The following is a 6925-nucleotide window of genomic DNA, read 5'->3' on the forward strand; positions in this document are numbered from 1 at the left end:
GGTCGCGGTCGCGAAGCCGCATAAGCGAGCCTTCGCGACCGCGAATCACCCCTGACGCGCCCAGCGCACCGCAACCACGTCTTTCGAGCGAAGCGAGACCGGGCCGCGAACACCCAGCGCCGCAGGCGCTGGAAAGACCGACACAGCAAAACTACCTACTGCGGCGGCTCTTCTTGCGCGGCGGCGGCAGGAGTCCTTCGGCGCGCAGCCGGGCCGCGTGCTCGGCCAGCGCTTCGACCAGGGGACCGACCTGGGCCACATCGGGCTGCACGTCAACGCGCAAGCCGAATTCGATGGCGGTTTCGGCGGTCTTGGGGCCGATGCAGGCCACGATGGTGCGGGCGTGCGGCTTGCCCGCGATGCCGACCAGGTTGCGCACCGTGGAGGACGAGGTGAACAGGACCGCGTCGAAACCGCCGGTCTTGATCATCTCGCGGGTCTCCGCGGGCGGCGGCGAAGCGCGCACCGTGCGGTAGGCCGTGACGTCGTCGATCTCCCAGCCGCGATCGCGCAAGCCCTCGGCCAGCGTCTCGGTGGCGATGTCGGCGCGCGGCAGCAGCACCCGGTTCACCGGGTCGAACACGTCGTCGTAAGGCGGGAAGTCGGCCAGCAGGCCCTCGGAGGACTGCTCGCCGCTGGGCACCAGCTCGGGGTTGATGCCGAACGACCGCACCTTGTCGGCGGTGGCCTCCCCCACGCAGGCGATCTTCACACCGGAGAACGCCCGCGCGTCCAGACCGAATTCGGCGAACTTCTCCCACACCGCGCGGACCGCGTTGGTGGAGGTGAACACCACCCACTGGTAGCGACCGTCGACCAAACCCTTGACCGCGCGCTCCATCTGGGCGGGGCTGCGCGGCGGCTCGACCGCGATGGTCGGCACCTCCATCGGGATGGCGCCGTGCGTGACGAGCCGTTCGCTCATCTCCGCGGCCTGGTCCTTGGTGCGCGGCACCAGCACGGTCCAGCCGTACAGCGCGCGCGACTCCCACCAGGACATCTTCGAGCGCTGCGCGACCACCTTGCCGATGGTCACCACCAGCGGGCCGACCAGTTCGGAGGCGGCGCTGTTCAGCGTGGCCAGAGTGGCCTCGATGGTGCGCTGCTGACGGGTGGTGCCCCGTACCGTCACCGCGACCGGGGTCTGCGGCGCCATGCCGTGCTCGACCAGGGCGCTCGCGGTCTCCGCGAGATGACCCGAGGTCGAGTGCAGGACAAGCGGGCCGGGCGCGGCCGCGAGCGCGGCCCAGTCGACCTCGCCGCGCACGTCCGCCTCGGTGTGCCCGGAACCGAGCGCGATGCCGGCGTAGCTGGGCACCGCGGAGCCGTTGGGCAGGCCGGGCAGCACCTCGAAGACCATGTGCGAGCGGGTGACGGCGTTGACCTCGGCGATCACCGAATCGGTGGTCAGCGGGTCGCCCGCGACCACGCGCACCACGTCGTGCCCGGCACGCGCTTCGGCGATGAGCGTCTTGGCCACCTCGGCCGGCTCGCCGAGCGCGGGCCGCACGTCGACGGGACGTTCGCCGTCGGGCCCCGGCTCGACCGAGGTGCCGATCAGGGCGAGCACACCCTTGTCGACATCCGGGTCGGTGAACGCCAGCGTCGCCCGCCCGATGACCTCACGGGCCCGCACCGTGAGCAGCGCCGGGTCACCCGGACCCGATCCGACGAAAAGGATGCGACCGGGGTGCTTCTTCGTGGCTCGGCTCATGCCTGCACCTCGCTTGCGCTCGGCTCCGGCATACCCGAAGGCACGGTGCCTATGCTTCCGCTCATCGGCTGTTCTCCATTGGGCTGGGGTTGGGCAAGTCTGTGGCGGGCGAACTCACCGCCCGGGTGGGGGAACCGTCGTCCGGTTCGGTGGCGAGCAACTCGCGCGCACCCATGTCGAGCAACTCGCGGGCAAGTGCGCGGCCGAGCTCGGCGGCGTCGTCCGGGGCGCCGACCACCGATGCGCGCAGCACGTCGGATCCGTCGACGGCCGCCGCGCACGCGCGCAGCGACAGCTCGTCCACGATCCGCCCTTCGTCGTCGAGCGATTCGACCACCTCGGCGAGCGCACCGATCGGTGCGGTGCAGCCCGCCTCGAGTTCGGCCAGCAGCGACCGCTCGGCGACGACCGAGGCGCGGGTGGCCGCGTCGTCGAGGCCGGAAAGGATCTCCACCAGCGCGGTGTGGTCGCTGCGGCATTCGACCGCGAGCGCGCCCTGCGCGGGAGCGGAGAGCATCTGCACCGGCTCCAGCGACTCGGTGACCGCGTCCAGCCGATCGATGCGGGCCAGTCCGGCTCTGGCCACCACCACGGCGTCCAGCTCGCCCTCGCGGACCTTGCGCAGCCGGGTGTCCAGGTTGCCGCGCAGCGGGACGATGTCCAGACCCAGCCCGAGCGCCCGCAACTGGGCGGCGCGACGCGGCGCGGAGGTGCCGACCTTGGCGCCCGCGGGCAGCTCGCCGAGGACCAGTCCGTCGCGCGCGACCAGCGCGTCACGCGGGTCCTCCCTGGGCGGGATGGCGGCGATGGTGAAGCGCGGGTCCTGCGCGGTCGGCAAATCCTTGTAGGAGTGCACGGCGATGTCGATCGCGCCCGCCGCCAGCTCGTCGCGTAGCGCGGAGGTGAACACGCCGACGCCGATCTTCTGCACCGGGTCCGACGACAGGTCACCGGCGGTCTTGATGACGACCAGCTCGGCGGGTTGCCCGGCCGCGATCAGCGCGTCGCGCACCGTGCCCGCCTGGGTCAGCGCGAGCAGGCTCCCGCGGGTGCCGATCCGCCACGGGGCACGAGTGCCTTCCGCGGTGGCGTTGCCTTCTCGGTGAACCATGGTCATGCCGTCTGCCCCTGTTCCTCGCCGCGATGGCCCGCGGTGAAGTCGTCGGCCAGCGCGATCTCCCCGTCGGCCAATGTGATCTCGGCGCGGTCGTCCGCGAGCGCGGTGATCTCCATCGGCGCGGCGACCGCCTGGGCCGCGCCCGGCTTCAGTTCGAACAATTCGCGCAACGCCTCGGCGTAGCTGTCGCCGCCCGGCGTGGAGGCGAGCTGCTTGACCCGCACCGTCGGCGCGTGCAGCAGCTTGTCGACCACCCGGCGCACCGTGCGCGCGACCTCGTCGCGTTCCGGGTCGGCGAGGCCGGGCAGCCGCGAATCCAGACGCAGCAGTTCGGCCTCGACCACCTCCGCCGCACGCTGGCGCAGCGCCGCCACCGTCGGGGTGACCTCGGCCATCCGCTGTCCGGCGAGATACTTCGCGAGCTCGTCGGCGACGATCGATCGGGCGGCCGCCGTGTCGTCGGCGGCGGCGCCCGCGGCCGGATCGCGCTGCAAGGTCTCGATGTCGATGAGCGTGACGCCGGGCAGTCCGGCCACGGCGTGCTCCACATCGCGCGGCAAGCCGAGATCGCAGAACACCAACGGCCGGTCCACCGTGGCGAATTCCTCGCCGCGCTCGCGGTCGGTGAGCGCGCGGTGGGTGTCGGCGAGCGTCACGACCGCGCCGACCGCGCCGGTGCAGGTGACCACCACGTCGGTCGCGGACATCGCCTCGGTGAGCCGCGACAGCTCCATGGCCTCGGCCTCGACGCCGTGCGTCCGCGCGGTCTCGGCGAGCCTGCGCGCCCGCGCGATGGTGCGGTTCACCACGATGATCCGGCCGATCCCGGCTCGGGAGAGATGCGCGACCGCGAGACCGCCCATGGCCCCCGCTCCGACCACCGCGGCGGTCCGGCCGGCCAGGGGGCCGAGCACCTGCTGCGCGCGATCGAGCGCGACCGACACCACCGACGCGCCCGCGCGGTCGATGCCGGTTTCGGCGTGCACCCGCTTGCCGACCCGCAGCGCGTGCTGCGCCAGCTCGTGCAGGGTCCGCCCGACCGCGCGCTGCGCGTCGGCGGAGGCGTAGGCCCCGCGAATCTGGCTGAGCACCTGCTGCTCGCCGACCACCATCGAGTCCAGGCCACTGGCGACCGCGAACAGATGCTCGGCGGCGGCCTCGGAGTAGCGGACGTAGGCGTGCTTGGTCAGATCCGGCATCGGCAGGCCGGAGTGCTTGGTCAGCAGATCGCCGATCTCGGCGAGACCGCCGTGGAAGGCGTCGACCACCGCGTAGACCTCGACCCGGTTGCAAGTGGAGACGATCATCGCCTCGGACACATGACTCGAGGAGATCAGGCGGTCGATCAGCTTCGGCCGGTCGGTGTCGGTGACGGCCACCTTCTCCAGCACGGGAACCGGCGCGCTGCGGTGCGAGATGCCGACGAGGAGAACGCTCATGCCGTCACCGTCCCGGCACGAACGGAATCCTCCGCCGTGCTGTACTGCATGATTCGCTCGCTGCGCTCACTCATGGTGTGACCACCGATCCCTTGCTGCTTGGCTCCGTTGCCGTATGCGAGGTTGCCGTATGCGGGGTTGCCGAGTGCTGGAGTGCCGGATGCGAAGTCGGCAGGCGGTGCGCGATGCGACCCGACCCGGCGTGCGCGACCGGCAGCGGAGCCTGCTCCGCGTTGCGCACCCGTTCGAACGACAGCATCTGCATCTCGACGGCCAGGTCGACGCGACGGACCTCGACCGTGGCCGGTGCGACCAGCTCGCAGGGGGCGAAACTCAGAATCGACTGCAGTCCGAACGCGACGAGCCGATCGCACACGTCCTGGGCCGCGTCGTCGGGAACGGTGATCACCGCGATGGTCGGCTCCAGCTCGGCGACCGCCGCGGCCAGCTCCGCGACGTCGCGCACCACCAGTCCGGCGACCGGCATGCCGATCACCGCGGGGTCGCTGTCGAGAATGCCGACCACGGTGAAACCGCGCCGCTGAAACCCGCCGTAGCCCACCAGTGCCCGGCCGAGGTTTCCCGCGCCGACCAGCACGACACGGTGGCCCTGCGACAGACCGAGCACATCCTCGATCCGGGAGCGGAGCTTGGCCACGTCGTAGCCGACGCCGCGAACGCCGTTGGGGCCGAGGAAGGATAGATCCTTGCGCAATTTGGCCGAATTGACACCCGCCGCGACAGCCAGTTCCTCACTCGATACGATGGCAACACCGTCGTCGGCCAACATGGCGAGGACCCGAAGATAGGTAGCCAGCCGCGCGACGGTGGCCTGCGGGATGTCCTTCTGCAGAGCCCTGCCGGAGACGCCGCCTGGCGCCTCATGCTGCTCTGTCACGTCGTCGGCTCCTCGTCCCGGGCCTCGGGCTCCGGTTCGTCGCTCGACCCTTCTGACCCGGGGGCGGTCCGGTGCCATGGTGTCGAAGTTTCGGATTTCGGGGCGGCTCCGCAGCCTCGGCATGCGGGTCGCGTTGCCACCACCGTAACTGCTTGTGAAGCCCTGCACAAAGTCGGTGAAATTGGCCTCATTTTCCGCTGCGACCAGCACAGTGGCCGAATCGGACGGAAAACGGCGCGCTCAGCGCTCCAGGTCGGCCCGCAATCGAGTCTCGTCGACATCGAAATAGCTGTGTTCGCGGCCGTCGAGCAGGACGACGGGAAGCCGGTCGCCGTACTCCGCGCGCAGGCCAGGGTCGGTAGCGGCGGCTTCGTCGACGTCGACGGTCGCCGGTTCGAAACCGAATTCGGCGCAGATCACGCGCAGCTGTTCCAGTGCCGTCGCACACAGTCCACAGCCCGCGCGAGTCAGCAATGTCACCGAATGTGTGTGATTGGTCATGACCGGAATTCAATCAGCGGCCGGAACGCCATGCGGGCTCGGTGCGCGCCACGCGATTGTGTCGCGCGCCGCCTTCTGCCGTGACTGTCGGCCGATCCGGCTACTGTTGACATGGTTCGCGCGACGGGCGGAGGTACTGGTGCCGGAACGATCGAAGGTGGCGAGGGCCGGATTCATCGCGGGACGATTCGGTGAGTTTCCGGCGCGGTGGAATCTGAGCCAGATGGGCCAGGGTCTGCAGGACCAGCTCGCCCGCATCTCGCGCAGCCCCTTCGGCCCGACTGAAGAGGAATTGCGGGCCAATCTGGCCGGTGAGGCGAGCGCGGACGCGGCGCTGACCCTGCACGACGCCGAGCTCGCCGCGGGCGAGGTGGAGGCCGCTGGTCCCGAGGCGCCGCGGGACCTGACCGCGGCGGCGTTCTTCGACGTCGACAACACGATGGTGCAGGGCGCCTCGATCGTGCATTTCGCCCGCGGTCTGGCGGCACGCAAGTACTTCAAGACCTCCGATCTGGTGGATGTCGCCTGGAAACAGGTGAAGTTCCGGGTCACCGGCAAGGAGAGCAGCACCGACATGGCCAGCGGCAAGGAGAAGGCGCTGGCGTTCATCGCCGGGCGCTCGACCGCCGAACTGGCCGCGCTGGGCGAGGAGATCTACGACGAGATCATCGCCGACAAGATCTGGCCCGGCACCCGCGCGCTCGCGCAGATGCACCTGGACGCGGGCCAGCAGGTGTGGCTGGTGACCGCGACCCCGGTGGAGCTGGCGCAGGTGATCGCGAAGCGGCTCGGGCTCACCGGAGCGCTGGGCACCGTGGCCGAGAGTGTCGACGGGAAGTTCACCGGCCGCCTGGTTGGCGACATCCTGCACGGACTCGGCAAAGCGCATGCGGTGCGCACCCTGGCGATCCGCGAGGGCCTGAACCTCAAGCGGTGCACCGCGTACTCCGACAGCCACAACGACGTGCCGATGCTCTCGCTGGTCGGCACCGCCGTCGCGATCAACCCGGACTCGGATCTACGCGAGGTCGCCAAGAACCGCGGCTGGGAGATCCGCGACTTCCGAACCGGCCGCAAGGCGGCAAAGATCGGCGTACCCACCGCCCTGGCCCTCGGCGCAGCGGGCGGTGCCGTAGCGGGGGGGGGGACCCCCCCCCCCCCCCGGGCCGCGCCCCCCCCCCCCCCCCCCAAAAACCCCGGGGGGGGGGGGGGGGGGGTGTTGGGGGGGGGGGGGGGGGTGTGGGGGCCCGGGTGGG

Annotated in this window: 6 protein-coding genes; 1 reads left to right on the forward strand and 5 read right to left on the reverse strand. The window is 70.9% G+C overall.

Annotated elements, in window-relative coordinates; all coding sequences use genetic code 11:
* Positions 1 to 151: 151 nt before the first annotated feature.
* The 5 genes from ACIHAX_RS36040 to ACIHAX_RS36060 form a co-directional block, all read right to left on the reverse strand.
* On the reverse strand, positions 152 to 1714 hold the full coding sequence (locus ACIHAX_RS36040) for a bifunctional uroporphyrinogen-III C-methyltransferase/uroporphyrinogen-III synthase (protein WP_355071937.1): 1563 nt from the start codon (positions 1712 to 1714) through the stop codon (positions 152 to 154).
* Between the two features lie 61 nt (positions 1715 to 1775).
* A complete protein-coding gene (gene hemC / locus ACIHAX_RS36045; protein ID WP_355071935.1) occupies positions 1776 to 2831 on the reverse strand; it encodes a hydroxymethylbilane synthase in 1056 nt (351 codons plus the stop codon).
* A complete protein-coding gene (locus ACIHAX_RS36050; protein WP_355071933.1) occupies positions 2828 to 4270 on the reverse strand; it encodes a glutamyl-tRNA reductase in 1443 nt (480 codons plus the stop codon). Before ACIHAX_RS36050 ends, hemC begins: the two co-directional genes overlap by 4 nt.
* A 70-nt stretch (positions 4271 to 4340) precedes the next feature.
* Positions 4341 to 5168 carry a redox-sensing transcriptional repressor Rex gene (locus tag ACIHAX_RS36055; RefSeq protein ID WP_355071931.1) on the reverse strand — a complete coding sequence of 276 codons (828 nt, stop codon included), beginning with the start codon at positions 5166 to 5168 and terminating at the stop codon, positions 4341 to 4343.
* Positions 5169 to 5408: 240 nt separating this feature from the next.
* A complete protein-coding gene (locus ACIHAX_RS36060; RefSeq protein WP_355071929.1) occupies positions 5409 to 5669 on the reverse strand; it encodes a glutaredoxin family protein in 261 nt (86 codons plus the stop codon).
* 223 nt (positions 5670 to 5892) lie between these two features.
* Between ACIHAX_RS36060 and ACIHAX_RS36065 the strand changes: the two genes are divergently transcribed.
* On the forward strand, positions 5893 to 6925 hold a 1033-nt coding region (locus ACIHAX_RS36065), incomplete at its 3' end, for an HAD family hydrolase (protein ID WP_397282095.1).

This window comes from Nocardia sp. NPDC051929 (assembly GCF_044548645.1).
GTDB lineage: Bacteria > Actinomycetota > Actinomycetes > Mycobacteriales > Mycobacteriaceae > Nocardia > Nocardia sichangensis.